We start from the raw sequence: 19890 nt of genomic DNA, 5'->3' as shown, positions 1-19890 counted from the left end.
GGTATGGGTGCTGTAATGCCGACGATATTACTTGTCGAAGATAATGAAATGAACCGCGATATGTTGAGTCGTCGTTTAAAACGCAAAGGCTACGAGGTGCTGTTGGCGATTGATGGCCAACAAGGGATTGATATGTGCCTTTCGGTCAGACCAGATTTAATGCTTTTAGACATGAGTTTACCGGTAAAAGATGGCTGGCAAGTCGCGCGAGAAATGAAGGCAAGTGAGTCGCTGCAAACGATTCCTATCATCGCACTAACCGCACATGCGATGGCCGATGATCGTCAGCGTGCCTTGTTGGCGGGCTGCGATGATTATGATACCAAGCCGGTTGACCTGCCTCGATTGCTTGGCAAGATTGAGCATCTACTCGGTGTTAGCGAATGAGTTTTACCCGCCGTTTAACATTTTCTTTTGTCGCTATTTTGGTGCTGTCGCTTGGCAGTGTATTAATTCAAGTATGGGGTAACGATACGCGGCGCAGGAATGTGTGGTTGTTGCAACACGTGATTCGTACCCAGTCGGAGCTAAACGACTTTAGTCAGCGCATGTATAGCGCCCATCGCAAAATTTTGGTGGTCGATGCCTTAGCAGAATCCGGTGCCCAAAATGCGGTGACTGAGGTGGAGCGCGGCGAGTTGCTTGCTGGTATTGATGTACTGGCCGCCCTTGAGAAGGAGTTAAACAGGGATTTACAAGAATACTTGGAAGCGGGGCGTTACGAGCCTTTAGGTGCCGCTGAATTGCTTGAACATTGGCGGGAGTTTCTACAGGCGAATGCTGGGCCGCATGGCGAAGACTTGCAGCGAGAATACGAGGCGTTAAGTTCACGTATCAGCGCGAATGAATGGTATCTCTTAACACGTTCCGATGAAATCAATGCGGGCTTGCGTGAAGTCGTTAGTATGACCAATAAGGTGGCCTTGGCGGTGTTTTTACTGGCGCTAATTACCACATTTGTTCTCGGCTATTACATGACGCGCTATACCCGGCGCGCGATTCGGCAGCTGCAAAAGGGCACGTCCGAGTGGGGGCAGGGTAATTTTGATTACAGCATCGCTGATATGGGGCATGACGAATTTGGTCAGCTGGCAAATTCATTTAATGATATGGCCTCAAGTCTTCGGCAAGCGATGGGGCGAGTGCGAGAGGCGAGCCGGCGCGCGGATGCGGCCAACCAAGCAAAGAGTGGGTTTCTGGCCAATATGAGCCATGAGCTGCGTACGCCGATGAATGCCATTATTGGCTATTCTGAAATGCTCTTAGAGGAAATTGCAGAAGAAGAGCAGCTTTCAGTAAATGATTTACAGCCTGATCTGGAGAAAATTCAATTAGCGGGTAAGCACCTGCTGACTCTGATTAATGATGTGTTAGATATTTCTAAAATTGAATCTGGTCGGATGGCGGTCTTCTGGGAAGATGTCGCTTTAGATGCTGTATTGCGTGATGTTGAAATCACGGTTGCGCCATTGATGGAGAAGAATGGCAATACCCTACATTGTGATTTCGATTTGCACGATGAACGGATTCGCACCGACGTGACGCGCCTGCGACAAATACTATTGAATTTGCTGAGTAACGCGGCAAAGTTTACCCGCGCCGGCGATGTGTATCTTAGCGTGGCTGAGCAGAGGGAAGATGGCCAAGATTATTTAATGGCAGAGGTTAGAGATACCGGCATTGGTATGAGTGAAGAGCAGTTGGGCCGAGTTTTTGATGCGTTTGTGCAGGCCGATTTGTCCACCACAAAACAATATGGCGGCTCGGGTTTAGGTCTAACAATTTCGCGTAAATTCGCCGAGCTGCTAGGTGGCACTATCACGGCAAGCAGTGAGCTGGGGAAGGGTTCTACCTTCAAACTAAAACTACCTGTGGGTGATGGCGATGGGGCTAAGGTAGCTTTAGAGAAAAATGCCAGCGGCGATATCTTAGTTATAGATGACGACTTTGCGGCTTTGGATTTAAGTCACAGGGCACTGAGTCGAGAGGGGTATCACGTGCGGACCGCCTCGTCTGGTGCTGAGGGGCTGGAAATGGCGAGGCAACACCGACCAGATTTGATTGTACTCGATGTAATGATGCCGGGCTTGGACGGCTGGCAAGTGCTGCACAGCATACGTGGCGATGCGGTGCTTGGTAGCGTGCCGGTATTAATGTTGTCGATGTTGAATGAGCATGATCTCGGTTTACTGCTTGGTGCCAGTGGTTATTTGGTGAAACCAGTAGAAAGTGCTGAGCTAGCGGCGGTGGTGCGCGACCTGCTACCGGCAACGGCGGTGGGCAATATGCTGCTTATAGAGGAGGGCGATACGCTGGCTCAGGTCATTGAACAGCTTCCCGGGGCCGAGCATTGGAAAATTTATCACAGTGGTGATTTAACGCGGGTGGCTGAATTGCTAACCGAGTTGCCGTGGCAGTTGATTGTGATGGGCCCGCATAGCGATAGCGGTCAAGTCACTCGATTGGTCGCGCATCTGCGCACTGAGCATTGGCGCACTGTACCGATGTTGATGGCACAAACCGAGGCGGAAATGCTTAGTTTACGTGGTCAATTAGGCGCGTACTTGGATCGCGACGAGTAAAGACCTCTTCGACTTTATTGCAGGGTAAGCTGGCGCAATTTTTCGATAGCGCGCTGCAGGTTAAATGTCTCGTTCAGCAACTGTTGTTGCTTGGCCTCTGCCTTTTCGCGCAGGGCTATTTCTCGATTTAAATCTAATCTCTGTTCTAGACAAAGCTTAGCGCTGAGAAGAAACATATCTAAGCTCGGCTTGTTTTGTGGCCAGCGCATCATTTGTTGGTATAAGCGATCCATAGTTGCGGTCGCTAAGGCCAAATTAAACATCGGGCTGTTTGGGTGTAAATAAACCAGTGTTAGGCCGGCGAGTGACTCTTGGATAGTATTTTGGTCAGTGCTTTCTTTGAGCAGCGCTTGAAAATCAGTTTCCGCCGCCGCAAATTGCTGCAAATTAAGCTGCTGCAGTGCCTGTGCAACACTGCTCGTTTGCCGGCTGGTGTCTATAGCGGGTGGTGTAAATTGAAATGAGTCATTCTGAGGCGGGGCTGTTTGGCAGCCAGTGATTAGGCTGACAAAAACAAGATAAAAGCTTGCGGTGCTTAGCAGGCGAGTTGCGTTAGCTAGCATCGTAGGGTTTCCATTTAAATGTTGAGAGCCGAGTTTGCCTTTGGTGCTTGGCAAGCTCGGCTCTTATCACCGGACTTATTCGTCTAGGAAGCTGCGCAGGTGATCTGAGCGAGTTGGGTGACGCAATTTACGTAAGGCCTTCGCTTCGATCTGACGAATACGCTCGCGCGTTACGTCGAACTGCTTGCCCACCTCTTCTAGGGTATGGTCGGTGTTCATATCGATACCAAAACGCATGCGCAAGACTTTTGCTTCGCGGGCGGTAAGTCCCGATAAGACATCTTTAGTCGCTTCACGCAAACCTTCGCCAGTGGCAGATTCAATGGGTGAAGAGATGGTGCTGTCTTCGATGAAATCGCCCAGATGTGAATCTTCATCGTCACCGATGGGGGTTTCCATTGAGATAGGTTCTTTGGCGATTTTAAGTACTTTACGTACTTTGTCTTCCGGCATTTCCATGCGCTCGCCAAGTTCTTCTGGTGTGGGTTCGCGACCCATTTCCTGAAGCATTTGGCGCGAGATGCGATTCAGCTTGTTGATCGTTTCAATCATATGCACTGGGATACGGATAGTGCGCGCCTGATCCGCTATAGAGCGAGTAATGGCCTGACGTATCCACCACGTTGCATAGGTAGAGAATTTGTAGCCGCGACGGTATTCAAATTTATCTACCGCTTTCATCAGGCCAATATTGCCTTCCTGAATTAAGTCGAGGAACTGCAAGCCGCGGTTGGTGTATTTTTTCGCGATTGAGATAACCAAACGCAGGTTGGCCTCAACCATTTCTTTCTTGGCGCGACGGGCGCGCGCTTCACCGATAGATACGCGACGGTTGATTTCTTTAATATCAGAAATCGTCAGGTCCTGGCGCTCTTCAATGTAGGCTATTTTGTTTTGAATGCGGCGGATAACGTCGCTGTAGTCGGCGAGCTTAGCGTGCTTCTTCAGAAGCTCGTCAGCCCACTTTAGATTGGCTTCATTGCCTTGGAAGCTGCGAATAAACTCTTTGCGATCAATGCCGACGTTTTTTACGCAAATGGTCATGATCTCGCGTTCCATTGAGCGAATAGAGCTCAATGTGGTGCGAACTTCTTCAATCAAAGGATCGAACATGCTAGGTGTGAGCTTGAAGAACTTAAATAGCTCGCCTAGGGCGTTTAATTCTTTGGCAGTTTGCTTGCTGTAACGACCGTGCTCGGCAATCGATTTTTCGACTTTGTCGGATTGTTTCTGCAGGGCGGCAAAGCGGATTTTTGCTTCTTCTGGATCTGGGCCAGAGACGGCGTCTTCGTCATCATCGCTGGCTTCTGCCGCGGCAGCAGCTTGAGCCTGTGGCGAGGGCACATTGTCTGCGGGGTCTAAATAGCCGCTCATAATGTCGCCTAGGCGGCGCTCTTCAGCAACAACCTTGTTGTATTCGCCCAATACGCCTGTGACAACGCCTGGGTAGAATGCAAGTGCGGCCATGACTTCACGGATGCCTTCTTCGATCCGTTTTGCGATGACGATCTCGCCTTCGCGGGTTAGAAGTTCAACCGTACCCATTTCACGCATATACATGCGCACTGGGTCAGTGGTGCGGCCGGTTTCGGTCTCAACGGCGGCCAGGGCTGCGGCGGCCTCTGCGGCGGCGATATCATCTGGCGAGTCACTACCGGCCATGATCAGGGTGTCTTCATCAGGCGCGTGTTCAAACACCTGAATACCCATGTCGTTGATCATTTGGATGATTTCTTCGACCTGATCCGGATCAGAGATGTCTTCCGGTAAGTGGTCGTTAACCTCAGAGTACGTTAGATAACCCTGCTCCTTGCCTTTGGCAATGAGTTGTTTGAGGCGCGATTGATGCTTTGAGTCACTCATTCTTTCAAATTACTCGTTAGGTGCAGGTTAAAAAATAGCCGCGAATTATACTCTATTTACCCTTGGTACGACCAGTAAATTCCGGACTTGTTCTGGTAAATGACGTTTCGTCGCTGTTGTTTGGCGCTGTAAAAATCAGTTACTAGTGTGTGGGCACTGTCAGATTGCGGTTCTATAAACGGTGCTTTTGCTTTAAAAGCTGTTGAATCGCAAGCAACTGCTGTTTATCTGTTTCGCTAAGTTCAGGGTAGTTCGGGCTAGCTGGTTTGTCGACTTCATTACCGCTACGTAATTTATCGACATGGTTGCGCAGTACTTGAGTCGATTTTTGAGTTTCGAGGTGTGCCAAAGTGTCGAAAAATGCAGCTTCGGCCTTTTCGTCGTTTAATTCTGTGCCGAGTAGCTCAATTGTTTTGAGTGCCTCGGTCATAACCTCGTATTCGGGTTGGCCATACCAGTGACCTAACAGCATTGCTGTGCTGGAGTCTGGCCGCTTGCGCAGCAGTGCAATTGTGTTATTGAGTAGCGTTGCCGCAGCGGAATCTTCACTGTTATTTATGTTTGCTGGCCCCGTTGCTGCGCCGCGGGGGTTGAACAGCAGCATAGCCAGTGCGAACAGCAGCGGATCGCGATGTGAGCCTGGTAGTTTGGCTGTGAGCTTTTGTGTACTGCGACGTTGTTCGGGTGCGGCAGGTGTGGTGACTTCAGGCGGAGTCGGCGCCGGCACATCGTCGAGTAGTTGGTCTATTGACTGACGGCTAAGGCCGGTGCGATTTGCCAGTGAGTCAAGCATGAGCTGGCGGAATACGCCGTCTGGTAAGAGCTGCAGCCCCGGTAGCGCTAATTTGCTTAGGCGCGCTTTGCCTTCCAGTGTATCTGGGTCGGTTTGTTCATGGAGTGATTCAAAAAAATAGCGTTCCAGTGGCGCGGCATTGGCGAGCAGTTTTTGAAATCCGGCGGCGCCATCTCGGTTTACGACGCTGTCTGGATCGTCGCCCTCCGGTAAAAATAAAAATCGAATCCGGCGGCCGTCTTCCATGACGGGAAGTGCGTTTTCAAGTGCTCGCTCTGCGGCCTTGCGTCCAGCGGCGTCACCGTCAAAACAGAATATGAGTTCGCTCGCGTAGCGGAACGCTGTGCGTAGGTGCTCGGTGTTGCTAGCTGTGCCAAGGGTGGCGATGCCGGTCATGATGCCGTGCTGGGCAAGTGCGACCACATCCATATAACCCTCTACCACCAGCAGTTGTTCGAGGTGGCGATTATTTTGGCGCGCCTGATACAGGCCGTAAAGTTCTTTGCCTTTATGGAAAATGTCGGTTTCAGGGGAGTTCAGGTACTTGGGTTTGTCGTCACCTAATACCCGGCCGCCGAAGGCGATGACGCGGCCGCGATTGTCGCTGATGGGGAACATGATGCGGTCGCGGAACCGGTCATAGAGTTTGCCGTCTTCTTTTTCAATTAGCATGCCGGCATCGATCAGCTGCTGTTTGTGCTCCTCGGTGTCGCCAAAGGTTTTTAGTAAGTTGTCCCAGCCTGGCGGGGCAAAGCCAATATTGAAGTCGCGGGCGATGCGGCCGCTTAGGCCGCGACGCTTTAGGTAGTCAATCGCGCGCTGTGATTGCGGGTCTGAGCGAAGCTGCTTTTGATAATAAGCCGACACCTGCTCCATCAGATCGTAAATGGTTTTGCGGCGTTCTTGTTTTACCTGTTGCTGCGGACTGAGTTCCTCGCGGGGAACCTCCAGTCCGGCAATGTGGGCGAGATTGTCGACGGCGCTGGGAAAATCCTGGCGCTCGTAATCCATAATAAAGCCGACGGCATTGCCGCCCGCGCCACAGCCAAAGCAGTAGTAAAATTGTTTGTCTGGATTAACGCTAAATGAGGGCGTTTTTTCTTCGTGGAAAGGGCAGCGGGCACTGTAATTCTTGCCGGTTTTCTTGAGCGATACGCGGCGATTTATGACGTCAACGATATCGACTCGGGAGAGCAGATCGTCGATAAAATATTGGGGGATACGTCCTTTTGCGGCCACGTTAGTGTTTCCGGAGCAGAAGTTGAGTGAGCGTATCAGTCGGTGTTGGTGTTGGCAATTGCCTGGAGCTTAGGCCAGTAGCGCTTTAATCTTCTGGCTAACGGCACCCATGTCGGCGCGGCCCTGAACCTGGGGTTTGAGTACAGCAACAACCTTGCCCATGTCTTTAACCGCTTCGGCGCCGCTGCTGATGATGGCTTCTTTAATGAGGCCTTCTAGCTCTTCGTCGCTCAAGGGGGTGGGCATATAAGATTGGATGACGCCCATTTCAAAGCGTTCTTGCTCTGCTAGGTCTTCACGGCCAGCATTTTCATACTGGCTGATCGAGTCACGGCGTTGCTTACACATTTTGTCGAGCACAGCCAGAACGCGCGCATCATCAATATCAATGCGCTCGTCGACTTCAATGCGTTTTATTTCTGCGAGTATGAGTCGCACGGCATTCAATGTCGCTTTGTCTTTGGCTCGCATCGCGGTTTTCATCGCGTCTGTGAGTGTTTGTTTAAGCGTTTGATCTGCCATGGGCTCGCAGAGTTTCCTTTATAGAAGGAGGGGTGTAGCTAAAGCGCAAAGGCGCTACTAAGACTCTTTAAAGGAGTGTCTTAGTAGAGGCGTTGTTGCTTTTTGTTGTCGCGTGATACTTTTTTAGCGTGACGCTTAACAGCGGCTGCTGCTTGGCGCTTACGAACAGAAGTTGGCTTCTCGTAGAATTCACGACGACGAACTTCTGCTAATACGCCTGCTTTCTCGCAAGAACGCTTAAAACGGCGTAGGGCGATATCAAATGGTTCGTTTTCTTTGAGTTTGACTGAAGGCATTCGTTAAACCTGTCCTAATCAATGTGCAAAATTTGCTGTTTGCACCGCTAAATTGAAAGCGGCACTCCAAGGGCGCTGAATTCTATACTCTGTTGTGGCAAAAAGCAAAGCCATTAAGGCGATTACTGGTGCGAATCCAACTGAGCCAGTATCATGCGCCCTCAATTAGTGTGGGATGTCTGAAAGTGCGTGTTTTGGGACTGGAAACCTCCTGTGATGAAACAGGTGTGGCGATATACGATTCTGAGCGGGGTTTGCTTGCTGAGGCTCTTTATAGCCAGATAGCGCTGCACGCTGAATTTGGCGGTGTGGTGCCGGAACTAGCATCGCGCGATCACGTGCGCAAACTGCTGCCGCTGGTGCGTGAGGTCTTGGAAAAGGCCGGTATGCGTGGCAGCGATTTAGATGGCGTCGCATTTACCAATGGCCCAGGGTTAGCGGGAGCGTTAATGGTGGGGGCTTGTGCCGGTCGCGCTATGGCATACGGCTGGGGGATTCCCGCTGTTGCGGTGCATCATATGGAAGGGCATTTATTGGCTCCGATGCTTGAGGAGAATGCGCCGAGCTTTCCATTTATTGCATTACTTGTTTCCGGTGGCCATACCCAGCTGGTGCGCGTTGACGGCATAGGTCGATACCGTATTCTGGGTGAATCACTCGATGACGCCGCGGGCGAGGCTTTTGACAAGGCCGCAAAAATGCTCGGTTTGGGGTATCCCGGCGGGCCGCAGGTAGCGAAGGCGGCAGAGCGCGGAATCGTCGGCCGCTACACATTTCCGCGGCCAATGGTAAATCGCCCGGGCTTAGATTTTAGTTTTAGCGGTTTGAAAACATTTACCTTAAATACCGTCGCTGCCAGCAAAGAGGCAGGGACGTATAATGAGCAGGATCAGGCAGACATCGCAGTCGCGTTTCAAGAGGCGGTAGTCGATACCTTGGTGATTAAATGCACCCGAGCACTGGTTCAAGAGAATTTAAGCACCTTAGTGATGGCCGGTGGTGTGAGTGCCAATAAAGTGCTGCGTGAACGTTTGGCGCAGAAGTTGGCTAAATCAGGTGGCCGTGTATTTTATCCACGCCCAGAATTTTGTACCGATAACGGTGCGATGATCGCGTATGCGGGGCATTGTCGATTGCGGGCCGGCCAACACGAAGATTTAGGCGTTTCAATACGGCCCCGCTGGCCGATGACCGAATTAACTCCAGTCTGATTTATTCCGTGTCGGGCAAAGGGCAGTTTATGGATATTGTGTATATACGTGGTTTGCAAGCCGATGCGGTTATCGGTATTTACGATTTTGAGCGCGCCCACCGCCAGAGCTTGGTGTTGGATCTTGAGCTGGGCACCGACATTCGTCCCGCAGCGGCGGGCGACGATATTAGTCTCACCTTAAATTATAAAGCCGTCACTGAAACCGTTGAGCGTTTTGTAAAAGAGAGCGATTTTGCCTTAGTCGAGACCTTGGCTCAGCGCTGTGCAGAAATGATTATGAATGAATTCAAGGTGCCCTGGTTGCGCCTGAGCTTGAGTAAGCCCGGTGCGATGCGCCAAGCGCAGGATGTTGGGATTATTATTGAGCGTGGTCAGCGCTAATTATGTCCGAGGTTTTTTTAAGCTTGGGTAGTAATACCAGCCGTTACCGGCATATGACCATTGCGCTCGATACCCTCAGTCAGCATTTCGGCCCATTGATGTTGTCCCGTGTTTATGAAAGCGAGTCGGTGGGTTTTCAAGGCACGCTTTTTTTAAATATGGCGGTGGGGTTTTCTACTGACATACCCTTGGCTGACTTGGCTGCGCAGCTGCGCGACATTGAGTTAAGCAATGGCCGCTTGCCGAACGCGCCTAAGTTTAGTCCGCGCACCTTAGATATTGATATTTTAAGTTATGGTGAGCTCACTGGCTGTCACAGCGGCATCGAGCTGCCCCGCGATGAGGTTCTCTACAATGCCTTTGTACTATTGCCGCTCACCGAGATAGCGCCAGATCATTGCCATCCTATTGATGGGCGCAGCTACCGTGATTTATGGGCTGCTTATTCCTCCGATCAAAAATTGTGGGCAGTACCATTTCAGTGGCGGGGTCGCAATATTTCTGCGGACTAGGCATTCAGTTCTGTCAGACGCTTTAGGCGCGCTGCTCGCAGTTCCTGCCCTAATGCGGGGCCTGTAAAGCCCTTGGCGATTAAGTCCGCTGCTTGAATTTCCCGCAATGCGCTAGCGGCGTCTAGCAATGGTCTTAGGCGCTGTTCGTCAGGCAAACGCAATGTTGCTGCGGCGACAAATGAATCTAATAGCTGCGGGCGTCGCGTGTAATCAAAATTTTCCAGCAATGCTAGCCAATCTTCAGCCGTATTCAGTTTTGGCAGTGGGATATTGGCGGCGCAGCGTTCGGCCAGCCACGCGGCACTATTACTAGCGCGCAATTCGCGACATAGGGTTCGACATTGCTCTGCATCTAAGTCGCTACAGCTTATAGCGAAGCGAGTATCCGCATCGGCACCTGCTTCAGCGGCTTTTGCCAAACTGTTTAATGTTGCCGTGCTTAACGCCGGAGGCCACATCGGAAATAGCGCATGTAGGGCGCGGCACGTGAGTAAAACCTTAAAAAATACCTCGGGTGATTTCTCGTTTAGTGCCTTGTATAACTCTACCCAAATACGCTCGGCGGCGATGGTCGCAAGCTCGCCGTTATCGCTCATTTCTCGCATTAAGACTTGGGTTTCGTCTGCGACTGTAAAGCCGAGGTGAGCGTAGCGTGCGGCGAAGCGTGCAACCCGTAAAATACGCAGTGGGTCTTCACTAAAAGCCGGCGATACATGACGAAGCAGGCGATTATGTAGATCTTGCATGCCGCCGTAGGGGTCAATGATCTCGCCGCTGTCATCTTCAGCTATCGCATTAATGGTTAGGTCGCGGCGACTGAGATCCTCTTCAAGGGTGATGTCAGGGCTGAAATCGCAGGTGAAGCCGTGATAACCGACGCCAGATTTTCTCTCCGTGCGAGCTAGGGCATATTCTTCCTTGGACTTGGGGTGCAAAAAAACCGGAAAGTCTTTGCCAACTTGTTGAAAGCCCTGGTCGAGCAAATCTTCTGGGCGTGCACCCACTACCACCCAATCCCGTTCGTGAAAGGGGTAGTCTAATAATTTGTCGCGCACGGCGCCGCCGACGAGGTAGGTTTTCATGGTGCAGAGTTCGGTGTTGGGTATTTGCAGGGAGTATAGCAAAAGGGCGAGTTGCATGGGGGCGCTGGATACTGGATGCGAAAGTCGGGCGTCGGAAGTCTGGTGTCTGACGAAAAATCAAAAGCAGTCACAGCGAGTTTCTGAATGAGCAAAGCGAATGCCCTTAGCGTCCGACTTCAGGCCCCCAATGTCCGACATGCTCAAGCAAGCATCTCCCGTATCCCCTCAAGCTTCCAGCATTTAGCAAGAACACCGATGAAGCTCCCCGCTGTCCATATCCAGCATCGTCATGTGGCGGCCCCAAACGCAGCCGCTGTCTAGCGCAATGATATCGCTGCGATTGGTTTCGCACTCCAGTGCTGCCCAGTGGCCGAAGATGAGTGTTTCGCTGCGGCTGCCTTCGGCTTGCCATTCAAACCATGGCCGGTAGGGTGCTGGAATGTCGGCGGCTATGCCTTTGAAACTGAGTTCCAGTTTGCCCGTGGCATCGCAAATACGCATGCGGGTTAAATGATTGGTGATGGCGCGCAGGCGATCGTAGCCGGTAAGGCTGTCGTCCCAAGTTAGTGGCTCATCGCCGTACATATTGCGAAAGAAGTCGTCTACATGGGGGCTTTGTAATACCGTTTCGACTTCGCGGCTAAGCGCGAGCGCTTGTTCGCTAGTCCACGCGCTGGGAATGCCGGCGTGGCTCATTAGGTAGCGGCCATCGTCTGATTTACGCACCAAGGCCTGCTGCAGTAGCCAGTGCATGAGCTCGTCACAGTCTGGGGCGTTTAGCAGCGCTTGGAGGGTGGGGTGGCGTCCGCGCTCGGTGGTGCCGCGGGCTAAGGCAATGCAGTGGAGGTCGTGATTGCCAAGGGTAATGTGCAGTGATTCTTTGATGTTATAAAGATAGCGCAGCGTATCGAGGGAGTCCGGGCCGCGATTAATGAGGTCGCCAACCAGCCAGAGCTGGTCGCGCTGAGGATTAAAGCTAACTTGATCTAACAGGCATTGCAGGGGCGCTAGGCAGCCCTGCAAGTCACCTACCGCGTATCGGCCCACGCGAGCGCCTTAGTGTAATGCCGATGGGCGTGCGAGTGAGAAAATGCCAATAGGCGCGATAAATGGACGACCAGAAGCACTAATCATTTCGTAGCTGCCTTCCATGGTGCCAACGGCGGTGTCGATGACCGCTCCCGATGTGTAGCTAAAGGATTCGCCAGGGCCAATCAAGGGTTGTTTGCCAATGACCCCTTCGCCTTGTACTTCCTGAACCTGATTGTCGCCGTCAGTAATAATCCAGTGCCGATTTAATAGGCGAACAGCCTCTTCGCCGGTATTGCGAATTGTAATGGTGTAGGCAAAGGCAAAGCGTTGCTGTGCGGGCTCTGATTGGTCGGGTAGAAATTGACTCTCTACCTGGATTTCTACTGGTTCTGATTCGGTCATGATGTGCTCCGCAAATTACTCGCTGTTGCTGTCCACCGCATTGGCGATGGCAACATAGTCCGCTAAGCCCAGTTGTTCAGGACGAAGGCCGGAGTCGATACCCAAGCTTTCTATCGCCTCGCTATCGATAACCCCTTTTAAGGTATTGCGCAAGGTTTTTCGGCGCTGGTTGAAAGCGCTGCGCAAGACCGTTTGCAGGGTGTCGACATTGTTCGCTGGGCACGGTGGTGTTTCGTAGGGCGTTAGTCTAACGATGGCGGATTGTACCTTGGGACGGGGGGTAAAAGCTTCCGGTGGCACATCAAATAGCGATTCTACTTCACAAAAATATTGGGCCATGATACCGAGTCGCCCGTAGGTCTTGCTGCCGGGCTGAGCGGCGAGCCGATCTACCACTTCTTTTTGCAGCATAAAATGCATGTCAGCAATGCAGTTATGGGCGGTAAGTAGGTGGAAAATGAGCGGCGTAGAGATGTTGTAGGGCAGATTGCCGACCACGCGCAGCTTGTCGCCCGCAGCTAAGGCGGTAAAGTCGAATTTGAGCGCGTCACCCTGATGAATTCGGAAATTAGTTTCGCCGCCGAATTTTCCCTCAAGAATCGGAATAAGGTCGCGGTCTAACTCAATCACGTCAAGTTGGCAGCCGGAGGCAAGAATTGACTCGGTGATCGCGCCTTGGCCGGGACCGATTTCTAGTACACGCTGATGTTCTAGTGGACTAACGGCGCGCACGATGCGGCGAATAATGCCTTGATCATTGAGAAAATTCTGACCAAAGCGTTTGCGCGCTTGGTGCTGTGGAGGTGATTGCATTAAAGACTATTCCTGCTGCTGTGCTCCGCCATTGAGATGGCGGTGGTGAGCGCGGCATAGAAACTGCCGCCGTCGGCGCGGCCGCTACCGGCTAAATCCAGTGCGGTGCCGTGGTCGACTGAAGTGCGAACAATCGGCAGGCCAAGAGTGATATTTACGGCTCGGCCAAATCCTTGATACTTAAGTACCGGCAGGCCCTGGTCGTGGTACATCGCCAGCACCGCGTCGCAGTGCTCAAGATGATGTGGCGTAAATGCGGTGTCTGCGGGTAAGGGGCCGCTTAAGTGCCAGCCGCGTGTTCGCAGTTGCTCCAGGCAGGGAATAATCGTATCGATTTCTTCTCTGCCCATATGGCCACCTTCGCCGGCGTGGGGGTTTAGTCCTAGTACCAAAATGCGCGGCTGCTGGCAGCCAAACTGCTGCAGTAGTGCACCGTGTAAAATTTCGGTGACGCGTTGCAGGTTGTCGCTGGTGATAGCGGCGGGAACGGCGCTCAGCGGCAAATGCGTGGTGACTAGCGCGACGCGCAGTTGCTCGGTGGCGAGCATCATGACCACTTTATCGACATGGCAGCGCTTAGCCAAAAACTCGGTATGACCGCTAAAGGGAATGCCGGCGTCGTTAATAATCGATTTTTGCACAGGCCCAGTGACCAGTGCTTGGCAGTCGCCGTTCTTACATGCGTCGGTTGCGCGGCGCAGCGTTTCCACTACGTAATGAGCATTGTCGACATTGAGAATACCGGCTTCAGCGGGGCTGTGGCAGGGAATACTCACCACGCGCAAATGGCCGCTGCGATGGGCTTGCGGCGCTGCGCTAAAGTCGGCTTCGCTTATTTGTAAGGGCAGGCCGATATCAGCGGCACGCTGAATTAACAAAGCGGGGTCGGCAAAGGCAATTAGTTCGGCGTTACAATCTTGTTGGGCGAGCTTAACTAAAAGCTCAGGTCCGACCCCGGCAGGTTCGCCGGGGGTAATGGCAATACGTAATGGCATTAAATTTTGATGTCGACAAAGGCTTCGCTGCGGATTTTACGAAGCCATATATCAAGCTCATCGGCGTATTTGCGCTCGTGCAATGCATTGCGAGCGATTTGCTTGCGCATATCATTGGTCACGTCCTTGGTGCGGCGCTCAATCACTTTGATAACATGCCAGCCGAATTGGCTCGCTACCGGTACATGAATTTCGCCGGGGCTGGTTTCGTCCATTGCCTTTTGGAACTCAGGGACGAGTTGCCCGGGGGTGGTCCAGCCGAGGTCGCCGCCTTCTTGGGCAGAGCCGATATCTTCGGAATATTCTTTAGCTAACTCGCGGAAGTCTTCGCCATTTAAAGCGCGCTGACGCAATTGTTTAGCGAGAGCAATAGTTTGTGCTTCATCGCGAATCGCAGAGGGTTTGAGCAGAATATGGCTGGCACGAGTCTGTTTAACCAGTTGTTTTACGCCGCGGCTTTCCAAGAGTTTGATGATATGGAAACCGCTGGCGCTTTGCAGTGGCTCTGATACATCGCCATCGGTCATTTTTGACGCTACACCTTTAAACAAGGCGGGAAGCTCAGTGCCTTTGCGCCAGCCAAGATCGCTGATGCTGATGTCGGTGTTCGCGTTGTCGACATCTTTACCGGAGCGCAGTTTTGCGCTTAGGGCTTTGGCCCTGTTTTCAGCCGCTTTGCGCTCGGCGTCGGTAGCTTCTGAGCTAACCGGAATAAGAATATGAGAGAAATGGAATTCTGGCGACGTGACCTCTTTGCCTTCTGAGGATTGCAGGTAGTTTTGAATTTCCTGCTCCGTTACTTGAATGCGTTGGTTCACATTGCCCATTTGCACGCGCTGGAGAATCATTTCACGGCCAATTTGTTCGCGAACCGCGAGATAGGATGCACCGCTCGACGTCAACGCCTGTTGGAATTGCGACAGGGTCATATTGTTGTTAGCGGCAATGCGTGCAACCGCTGCGTTGAGCTCTTCGTCTTCAATTCGCAAGCCGTAGCGGTTTGCCATTTGCATCTGAATATTTTCGAGCACCAGTAAGTCGAGAATTTCTTTACGGAGCTCGTCTTCTGGCGGTGCTTGTTTGCCCGTCCGCGCAATATTGGCCTTGATACTATCTAGGCGTTCATCGAGTTCGCTGGCGAGAATGATGTCGTCATCGACGATGGCCACCACTTTATCTAGCCATTTGGTTTCGGCCTGGGTGAGTGGTGCAAGTGCTATTAGTAGCACGGCGGTGAAAGCTTTTAGTAAGCGCATATTATTCATCAGATAAGTAGCCAAAAATACTGTCCTTTAAAACACTGGTGACTGCGGTGCCTAGGCCCCCGAGTCCTTTTAACTGAAATTCGATCAACACGGCCGAGTTGTTTTGAGTCCCGGTATTGCCTGTGCTACTTAGGTTAGACCCGATGTCGTTGTCGGGTTCCAAGGCCCGCTGATAAACAATACGGGTCAGCCAGCAGCAATTTTGGTATTCCGCACCAATCAGATTCTCGACAGGTCTATTGTCTTCAAAATCGTACTGGGTTTTGGCGTACAGCTTCCACTGGTCGTTTAGCGGCAAGCTTATTGAGACATCGCCTTGCTTAACATCGTTCTCTAAACCGCCAAGGGTATTCCCCTCGCGGCGGAATGTATAACCGGCATTAAATAAGGCGCCGCTATCGCTGCGCTGATGGTAGCTTAGATTGGTCTGATTGAGCACCCCTTGGCGAGCATCATACAAAACATCGACGCTCAGCCAGCGATAGTCGTCGGGCAGAATGCGAATTTGGCCGGCTAAATCTGAATTATTGCTTTTCCGCACATTGTCGCCGGGTAGCTGCACTCGCCCGTCGTCAAAATAGTGTAGCTGGCCAAGGCTAGCGGTAAGTACTTCGCGGCCAGCTTCGTTATTGATAAAACGGCTACTGACACCAACGGCGACCTGGTTGGCGTCATCCAAGCGGTCGTGACCAGTGAAGCGCGTGTCGCGAAATAGCTGCTGATAAGTAAAAGTCAGGGCTGAGCTGTCAAAGTCGGGCTGATCGCTTTGGTCAACGTACTCTGAGTAGCGATAAAACAGTCGTGGCTCAAGGGTTTGAGTCCAGTCTTGATCGGTGATGCTGAGATCTCGTTCAAAGTACAAGCCGCTGTCTAAGGTAAATTGACTACTATTGGCGCTAAGCTGGTTGTCGATGCCAACTAAGTCGGCGTCCTCGAGCTCATAGGCCACATGGCGGCTTTTGAAGGCGGGTTCAACAAAGCCCCAGCGCCAACGCATGGGCAGGCTGGCACCGGCAGTGCCAAACAGGCGCTGTCCGGTTATTTTGTTGCCGCCTTCGCTAAGCTTGTCGCGGTGATCGAACTGGGTGTATTCAAACTCCATGCTGGGTTCTAGCTGGAAGTTTTTGGCTGGCGATTGGTAGTTTAGGCGCAGCTGTGGCAATTTTTGATAGGGGTCTTCCACCGCCGCAATAGTCTGGTAGCGTTGAACTTCTATACGGCCGCTCCAGTCGTCTGAATTATAGTTTACTGCGGCTTGCTGATTGAGGTGGCTGCTGCGTTTGACGGCTAAATTGGCCAGTCCGAGGTCGCGGAAATACTCGTCATCGCTGACTTTGGTGAAGTCTATCTCGGTGCCCCAGCGCTCATTCATATAGCCGTTTTCACTAATACCCAGCAACCAGCGGTCGATCTCATCTCGCTTGTCATTGGGCAGGTAGCTGGTGTTGACAGCCCACTCACTGTATTTGTTTAAGTAGCGTAATTCGGTTTCAAGCGCTTCACCGCGCTGCTCAATAAACCGCGGGGTGATAATCGCGTCATAGTTCGGTGCAAGGTTTAGATAGTAAGGAGTTGAGATGTCTAGGCTGCTGTCGGCAAAGCCAATTGACGGGAATAAAAAGCCAGTAGCGCGGCGCTCGTCAACGGGGAAGTTCAGATACGGACTGTAAAATACTGGAATGTCATAGACTCGGATACTGGTGCCGCGGGCAACTCCTCGACCACTGTCGTAATCTAAATCAATACTGTCGGCGTGCAGGGACCATGTTTCATTGTCGGGGGTGCACTGCGTGTAACTTGCTTGTTCTAGTTCAAAGCGGGAGTAATCTGGCCGCGCAATTCGGCCTGCTGTGCCGCGGGCGCCGGTGTCAAAACTTAGAATCTCTGCTTGTTCCAGCGAGCCTAGGCCTTTGTTTGTGTCAATTTGGGCGAACTCACCGCGCAACATAATACCGGGTTGGCGCAATACCACATTGTCACGCAGCAGCACCGTATTATTGCTGCGATTATATTGTGCGTAGCCGGCATCTAGGCTTAGGTCGCCTTTACGCAGTTGCACGTCGCCGGTCATAGTCGCTTTAGTGCCGACTGACTCTATGGTGTCGGCAGACACGTTTAGAGGCGCTTTTAGCGGTGATTGGTCTGAGCCCTGCCAGTTTCGTGTTGGCTCTATGAATCTACCTTGGCAGCCCGGGCTTAGTCCACATTTAGAGGCGTCGCTAAGGTGGGAGTTAGGTACCCAGTGCCAGTGCTGGTAATACAGTGGTAATTCAGACGTGTCGGTATTAAGTGCTGAGGCGTCAGTACTGCCACAATCTGCGCTGGTATTAACCTGTGCTATCGCCGCCCCGGATAGGGTGGTGAGAAGGGAGATTAGGAGTAGACGAAACACTGGCATCGGTTAGTGATTTTATTCTGGCGATGGAGCCCGGATTGGCGAAGGTGGATAATAAAGCATTCTCTGCTAGGATGCCCGCCTGAGTGCATAAAAGGCGAAAAAACGCTCCTCAAATATCGCTCAACAGGCTCATTGACGGAATAATATATGGATCAAATTTTAAGCGAGCTGCATGCTTGGTGCCTTCAGCAGCTGGACTTGTCTGCCGGCGATGCAGCCAATGAGCTGGATGTCGTGTCCGGTGACGCGAGTTTTCGCCGTTATTATCGACTGTCGTTGAAGGCTGGTGGCACTGTCATCGCTGTTCATGCACCGCCAGATAAAGAAGACAATTTATCCTTTGCAACAGTGCAGGCCTTATTGAGTGAGCACGGTGCGCGCGTACCTAAACTACTGGCTTGGGACGAAGCACGGGGCTTTTTGCTGCAGGAAGATTTTGGTGATCAGTTACTGTGCCCGTTGCTGGTGAACAGTGCGGCGGCGGATCATTATTATCGTCGCGCCTTCCGCGTGTTATTGGCAATGCAGGCTATTCCTAGCAATGCTCACAAATTGCCGCTTTACGACAGCGCGCGGCTACATACCGAAATGGGTCTCTTCCCTGAATGGTTTGTGGAGGGCCTTTTGCAATACCGCTTAAACGCCGATGAGCGGGCGCTATTGAATAATGTGTTTGAAAAATTGAGCCTGCGTGCCCTACAGCAGGCGCAGGTGGTGGTGCACCGCGACTTTCATAGTCGCAATCTCATGGTCTTGCCGGATGAAAGCCTCGGCATGATCGATTTTCAGGACGCGGTGCAAGGGCCAATTACATACGACTTAGTGTCTTTGGTGCGCGACTGCTATATCAGTTGGTCGCCGGAACAAGTCGACGATTGGATAGCGGTGTATCGGCAAATGGCTATGCGATCAGGGTTGCTGGGCAATATTAGCGAGTCCGATTTTTTACAGGACGTTGACTGGATGGGCTTGCAGCGCCATATCAAGGTGCTGGGTATTTTTGCCCGTTTGCATCTGCGCGATGGTAAATCGGCGTATCTGGACGATTTGCCCCTGGTTATCACTTACACCTTGAGCGTGGCGAGTCAATATCCTGAGTTCGAGCCGTTTTGTGCCTGGTTTGAAGACAAGTTAATTCCCCTTATCGTCAATCAAGCTTGGTTTAAGGAGCTTGAGTTGTGAAAGCGATGATACTCGCTGCAGGCTTGGGCACACGGATGCGCCCGTTGACGGACCATACGCCAAAGCCCTTGTTGCGCGCGGGCGGTAAAGCCTTAATTGACTACCATATTGAGAAATTAGCCGCAGCGGGCATCACTGATATAGTGGTCAACTGCTCGTGGCTGGCAGACCAGCTGGAAACCTACTTGGGTGATGGCAGTCGTTATGGTGTTCGTATTTTTGTCTCCCGCGAAGAAGAGCCTCTGGAAACCGGCGGTGGCATTGTGCAGGCTTTGCCGCTGCTGAGCGGCGACAATAATGATGCCCCCTTTTTACTAGTGAACGGCGATATTTGGACGGATTTTGATTTCGCGACATTAATGAGCTGTAAGCCGGAAGCGGGACACTTGGTGATGATAAAAAATCCATCACATAATCCGCAGGGCGACTTTGTCCTCAGTAGGAATGGCCTACTTACAGAAAAGCCGGACAGTGCGGTGGCCAATAATACGACCACTTTTTCGGGCATCAGTGTGTGGCGACCTTCAGTGTTTAGTGAGTTTAGTCTTGGCCGGCGTGCATTGAAGCCCGTGATGGTGGCGGCGATATTAAGGCAGGCCCTGAGTGGGCAACTGTATGAGGGCCACTGGTGGGATATTGGTACCCCTGATCGTCTGGCGGCGCTGGATGCGTTTTTAAGTGCTTAGAGTGGTGGCTGATTCTGTGGGCAAATGGTCGTAAAATGCTAGGCATTGAATTCACGTATTTGTGCTTAACG

19 protein-coding genes are annotated in these 19890 nt (G+C 51.9%); 7 read left to right on the top strand and 12 right to left on the bottom strand.

The window, feature by feature from the left end; genetic code table 11:
- Nucleotides 1–15 precede the first annotated feature (15 nt).
- Together AAC007_RS05415 and AAC007_RS05410 are read left to right on the top strand one after the other, a co-directional pair.
- Nucleotides 16–387: a response regulator gene (locus AAC007_RS05415; protein WP_339675084.1), complete on the top strand. Its 372-nt coding sequence runs from the start codon at nt 16–18 to the stop codon at nt 385–387.
- Nucleotides 384–2582 (top strand): ATP-binding protein, encoded by a 2199-nt coding sequence (locus AAC007_RS05410; protein WP_339675082.1) that lies wholly within the window; start codon nt 384–386, stop codon nt 2580–2582. The genes AAC007_RS05415 and AAC007_RS05410 overlap by 4 nt, the downstream gene beginning before the upstream one ends.
- A gap of 14 nt (nt 2583–2596) precedes the next feature.
- On the opposite strand, the gene AAC007_RS05405 is transcribed toward AAC007_RS05410, so the two are convergent.
- From AAC007_RS05405 to rpsU, 5 genes are all read right to left on the bottom strand, one after another.
- A complete protein-coding gene (locus AAC007_RS05405) occupies nt 2597–3145 on the bottom strand; it encodes a hypothetical protein (RefSeq protein WP_296435464.1) in 549 nt (182 codons plus the stop codon).
- Nucleotides 3146–3220: 75 nt separating this feature from the next.
- Nucleotides 3221–5008 carry an RNA polymerase sigma factor RpoD gene (rpoD, locus tag AAC007_RS05400; RefSeq protein WP_296435463.1) on the bottom strand — a complete coding sequence of 596 codons (1788 nt, stop codon included), beginning with the start codon at nt 5006–5008 and terminating at the stop codon, nt 3221–3223.
- Nucleotides 5009–5180: 172 nt separating this feature from the next.
- A complete protein-coding gene (gene dnaG / locus AAC007_RS05395; protein WP_339675078.1) occupies nt 5181–7040 on the bottom strand; it encodes a DNA primase in 1860 nt (619 codons plus the stop codon).
- 69 nt (nt 7041–7109) lie between these two features.
- Nucleotides 7110–7562 carry a GatB/YqeY domain-containing protein gene (locus tag AAC007_RS05390; protein WP_295877019.1) on the bottom strand — a complete coding sequence of 151 codons (453 nt, stop codon included), beginning with the start codon at nt 7560–7562 and terminating at the stop codon, nt 7110–7112.
- An 80-nt stretch (nt 7563–7642) separates the two neighbouring features.
- Nucleotides 7643–7858: a 30S ribosomal protein S21 gene (gene rpsU, locus AAC007_RS05385; protein ID WP_103682796.1), complete on the bottom strand. Its 216-nt coding sequence runs from the start codon at nt 7856–7858 to the stop codon at nt 7643–7645.
- Between the two features lie 185 nt (nt 7859–8043).
- Here rpsU and tsaD point away from each other — a divergent pair, with 185 nt between their 5' ends.
- The 3 genes from tsaD to folK are packed head-to-tail and all read left to right on the top strand — an operon-like array spanning nt 8044 to nt 9964.
- Complete coding sequence (gene tsaD / locus AAC007_RS05380; RefSeq protein WP_339675108.1) at nt 8044–9069, top strand: tRNA (adenosine(37)-N6)-threonylcarbamoyltransferase complex transferase subunit TsaD; 1026 nt, start codon at nt 8044–8046, stop codon at nt 9067–9069.
- A gap of 29 nt (nt 9070–9098) precedes the next feature.
- The gene (folB, locus tag AAC007_RS05375; RefSeq protein WP_295877028.1) at nt 9099–9452 is read left to right on the top strand and encodes a dihydroneopterin aldolase; all 354 of its coding nucleotides are present in this window, start codon (nt 9099–9101) and stop codon (nt 9450–9452) included.
- A 2-nt stretch (nt 9453–9454) separates the two neighbouring features.
- Complete coding sequence (gene folK, locus AAC007_RS05370) at nt 9455–9964, top strand: 2-amino-4-hydroxy-6-hydroxymethyldihydropteridine diphosphokinase (RefSeq protein ID WP_339675065.1); 510 nt, start codon at nt 9455–9457, stop codon at nt 9962–9964.
- Here the strand turns inward: folK and AAC007_RS05365 are convergent.
- The 7 genes from AAC007_RS05365 to AAC007_RS05335 form a co-directional block, all read right to left on the bottom strand.
- Nucleotides 9961–11046 carry a multifunctional CCA tRNA nucleotidyl transferase/2'3'-cyclic phosphodiesterase/2'nucleotidase/phosphatase gene (locus tag AAC007_RS05365; protein ID WP_339675107.1) on the bottom strand — a complete coding sequence of 362 codons (1086 nt, stop codon included), beginning with the start codon at nt 11044–11046 and terminating at the stop codon, nt 9961–9963. The two genes, folK and AAC007_RS05365, sit on opposite strands and share 4 nt — an antisense overlap.
- 240 nt (nt 11047–11286) lie before the next feature.
- Nucleotides 11287–12093, bottom strand: a complete 807-nt coding sequence (locus AAC007_RS05360; RefSeq protein WP_339675063.1) for a symmetrical bis(5'-nucleosyl)-tetraphosphatase — start codon at nt 12091–12093, stop codon at nt 11287–11289.
- A gap of 9 nt (nt 12094–12102) precedes the next feature.
- Nucleotides 12103–12480 (bottom strand): Co2+/Mg2+ efflux protein ApaG, encoded by a 378-nt coding sequence (gene apaG / locus AAC007_RS05355; RefSeq protein WP_219045048.1) that lies wholly within the window; start codon nt 12478–12480, stop codon nt 12103–12105.
- A 15-nt stretch (nt 12481–12495) separates the two neighbouring features.
- On the bottom strand, nt 12496–13293 hold the full coding sequence (rsmA, locus tag AAC007_RS05350; RefSeq protein ID WP_295877042.1) for a 16S rRNA (adenine(1518)-N(6)/adenine(1519)-N(6))-dimethyltransferase RsmA: 798 nt from the start codon (nt 13291–13293) through the stop codon (nt 12496–12498).
- Nucleotides 13293–14288, bottom strand: a complete 996-nt coding sequence (gene pdxA, locus AAC007_RS05345; RefSeq protein ID WP_339675058.1) for a 4-hydroxythreonine-4-phosphate dehydrogenase PdxA — start codon at nt 14286–14288, stop codon at nt 13293–13295. The genes rsmA and pdxA overlap by 1 nt, the downstream gene beginning before the upstream one ends.
- The gene (locus tag AAC007_RS05340) at nt 14288–15568 is read right to left on the bottom strand and encodes a peptidylprolyl isomerase (protein ID WP_296435458.1); all 1281 of its coding nucleotides are present in this window, start codon (nt 15566–15568) and stop codon (nt 14288–14290) included. Before AAC007_RS05340 ends, pdxA begins: the two co-directional genes overlap by 1 nt.
- On the bottom strand, nt 15546–17951 hold the full coding sequence (locus AAC007_RS05335) for an LPS-assembly protein LptD (protein WP_339675056.1): 2406 nt from the start codon (nt 17949–17951) through the stop codon (nt 15546–15548). Before AAC007_RS05335 ends, AAC007_RS05340 begins: the two co-directional genes overlap by 23 nt.
- 147 nt (nt 17952–18098) lie before the next feature.
- On the opposite strand from AAC007_RS05335, the gene AAC007_RS05330 reads away from it, so the two are divergent.
- On the top strand, nt 18099–19133 hold the full coding sequence (locus tag AAC007_RS05330; protein ID WP_296435456.1) for a phosphotransferase: 1035 nt from the start codon (nt 18099–18101) through the stop codon (nt 19131–19133).
- Nucleotides 19130–19819, top strand: a complete 690-nt coding sequence (murU, locus tag AAC007_RS05325) for an N-acetylmuramate alpha-1-phosphate uridylyltransferase MurU (protein WP_339675053.1) — start codon at nt 19130–19132, stop codon at nt 19817–19819. The genes AAC007_RS05330 and murU overlap by 4 nt, the downstream gene beginning before the upstream one ends.
- Nucleotides 19820–19890 lie beyond the last annotated feature (71 nt).

Origin of the sequence: uncultured Zhongshania sp. (assembly GCF_963975605.1) — a bacterium.
GTDB classification, from domain to species: Bacteria; Pseudomonadota; Gammaproteobacteria; order Pseudomonadales; family Spongiibacteraceae; genus Spongiibacter; species Spongiibacter aquimaris.
This window is presented reverse-complemented; position numbering and strand designations above follow the sequence as displayed.

Excerpts from the sequence above, each read along its gene's own strand:
- AAC007_RS05405 (WP_296435464.1), bottom strand. The coding sequence starts at position 3,145 with ATGCTAGCTAACGCAACTCGCCTGCTAAGCACCGCAAGCTTTTATCTT.
- AAC007_RS05330 (WP_296435456.1), top strand. The coding sequence starts at position 18,099 with ATGGATCAAATTTTAAGCGAGCTGCATGCTTGGTGCCTTCAGCAGCTG.
- rsmA (WP_295877042.1), bottom strand. The coding sequence starts at position 13,293 with ATGCAATCACCTCCACAGCACCAAGCGCGCAAACGCTTTGGTCAGAAT.
- apaG (WP_219045048.1), bottom strand. The coding sequence starts at position 12,480 with ATGACCGAATCAGAACCAGTAGAAATCCAGGTAGAGAGTCAATTTCTA.
- folK (WP_339675065.1), top strand. The coding sequence starts at position 9,455 with ATGTCCGAGGTTTTTTTAAGCTTGGGTAGTAATACCAGCCGTTACCGG.
- AAC007_RS05415 (WP_339675084.1), top strand. The coding sequence starts at position 16 with ATGCCGACGATATTACTTGTCGAAGATAATGAAATGAACCGCGATATG.
- rpsU (WP_103682796.1), bottom strand. The coding sequence starts at position 7,858 with ATGCCTTCAGTCAAACTCAAAGAAAACGAACCATTTGATATCGCCCTA.
- folB (WP_295877028.1), top strand. The coding sequence starts at position 9,099 with ATGGATATTGTGTATATACGTGGTTTGCAAGCCGATGCGGTTATCGGT.
- AAC007_RS05390 (WP_295877019.1), bottom strand. The coding sequence starts at position 7,562 with ATGGCAGATCAAACGCTTAAACAAACACTCACAGACGCGATGAAAACC.
- AAC007_RS05335 (WP_339675056.1), bottom strand. The coding sequence starts at position 17,951 with ATGCCAGTGTTTCGTCTACTCCTAATCTCCCTTCTCACCACCCTATCC.
- rpoD (WP_296435463.1), bottom strand. The coding sequence starts at position 5,008 with ATGAGTGACTCAAAGCATCAATCGCGCCTCAAACAACTCATTGCCAAA.
- pdxA (WP_339675058.1), bottom strand. The coding sequence starts at position 14,288 with ATGCCATTACGTATTGCCATTACCCCCGGCGAACCTGCCGGGGTCGGA.
- AAC007_RS05365 (WP_339675107.1), bottom strand. The coding sequence starts at position 11,046 with ATGAAAACCTACCTCGTCGGCGGCGCCGTGCGCGACAAATTATTAGAC.
- AAC007_RS05410 (WP_339675082.1), top strand. The coding sequence starts at position 384 with ATGAGTTTTACCCGCCGTTTAACATTTTCTTTTGTCGCTATTTTGGTG.